The sequence below is a fragment of the Cytophagia bacterium CHB2 genome (assembly GCA_030263535.1).
In the GTDB taxonomy this organism is placed as follows: domain Bacteria; phylum Zhuqueibacterota; class Zhuqueibacteria; order Zhuqueibacterales; family Zhuqueibacteraceae; genus Coneutiohabitans.
The window spans coordinates 1-1,674 of the sequence record SZPB01000670.1 but is presented as its reverse complement, the minus strand read 5'-3'; the positions used below and the strand labels follow the sequence as shown (position 1 = coordinate 1,674).

Here is a 1,674-nt window from a genome sequence, read left to right as displayed (position 1 = left end):
AGACAAGACTATTATGGGCAAAACCATTCAATCGTTTTGCCTCAAATGGTTTTGACATAGAACGTTCAGAATTTTATTCTAACTTTGAAAAGCTAATCGCCTACCCCAATTTGCAGACCAGCTGCAAATCAAAACTTCTGCGAAGCAGTAAATAACTGTTCGGCGAAACTCGGTGTCTCCGGTGACCATCGGCGATAGAGTTTTTCCACCGAAATGCGCCGCGAAGTCATTGAGTATCGCCGAAAAAACTTTGGCAGGATTATTTATCGGCGGAATTATTTTGAATCGTTCTGCCGACAAATTGTTCTGTCATAAACTTTCGGAATTTTATTGTAACTTTGAGCACCTTATGGCCTTAACGAGGCGGCATAGCGTTTTGCGATCCCAATTATTTGTGATTTATCTTCTCCGGTACACATCCGTACTCAGGTATTTCAGACCCGAGTCGGCCATCAAGGTGACCACTTTGGCACCGGGCCCCAGCCGCTCTGCGACTCGAATCGCAGCGATCACATTTGCGCCGGAAGAGGTTCCCGAGAAAAGCGCCTCTTCGCGCGCGATGCGCCTTGCCATCTCTTTCGCGTCCTCCGTTTTGACCGCCACAATTTCATCTACTAGCGACGGCTCCCAGAGCGGAGGCGTGTAACCAATGCCAACGCCTTCAATCTTGTGTGGCCCGGGCTGCCCTCCCAGCAACACGGAAGATTCTGCCGGCTCGACGACGACAATTTTGATGCCGGGCTTGTATCGCTTCAGCACCGTGGCAACCCCGCGTGAAGAAGCCGCGGTGCCGACACAGTGAACAAAGGCATCAACCTCTCCCTTCGTTTGCGCCCAGATTTCCTCGCCCAACGAGTAGTAGCCTGCAATGCTGTCATGGTTATTGAGCTGATCGATCCAGTAGGTATGCGGTTCCTGACTCAACTTGCGCGCGGTCTCGATCATATCCAGAATCAATTTCTTGGTGGTCAGGCCGCCTTCGCTCGGCACCAGCGTCAGTTCTGCGCCCAGCGCAGCCATGTTATCCAGCTTCTCCCGGCTGAAGGCATCAGAGCTGACGATCCGGATGCGGTAACATTTGGCGGCGCAAACCAAGGCCAGCGAGGCCCCGGTGCTGCCGCCGGTGTAGTCAATCACCGTGTCGCCGGGTTGCAAGCGGCCGTCTTGCTCTGCTCGTGAAATCACCGCCTGCGCCATGCGATCTTTCACGCTGCCGGTCGGGTTCTCCCACTCGAGCTTCACCAAAATGTCCGCACAATTGGGGGGAACGACTTTGCGCAGTCGTACCATGGAAGTATTTCCCACAGCCTCGAGAATGTGCATGAGTCAAGCCATCCTTCTGCGATTCTCAAATGGATTTAGACTCAATACTGCTAACTTAACATTTCGTTCGTAGTCCCGGCCCCTCATGTGGGCCGATGCTAACGCAAATAATTTCAATCTTCCTGCAGTGCCCACGAGGGGGCAGGGCTACTAAGGATTGTCGATTAAATACCTTGCCCAAATCTCAAACCGCGAATGCACGCCAATAAACGCGAATTTTAAAATTATCGGATATTCGCATTTATTGGCGGTTTGAAGTGCACCCCTAAAGTTGGACACTCTTGCTAAGGAATACCTGAACGGTTATATTGGTCCAACCCCAAGGGAGCACGAACATGTCAAAGAATCGCA

1 protein-coding gene is annotated in these 1,674 nt (G+C 51.6%); it reads right to left on the bottom strand.

The annotated features are described in order from the left end of the window. Window positions 1-399: 399 nt before the first annotated feature. Entirely contained in the window at window positions 400-1,323 is a 924-nt protein-coding gene (locus tag FBQ85_30085) for a cysteine synthase family protein (protein MDL1879382.1), read from the bottom strand. Window positions 1,324-1,674 lie beyond the last annotated feature (351 nt).

What these genes read in the sequence shown, in the direction of transcription:
- FBQ85_30085 (MDL1879382.1), bottom strand. Translation starts at nt 1,323, where the DNA reads ATGCACATTCTCGAGGCTGTGGGAAATACTTCCATGGTACGACTGCGC.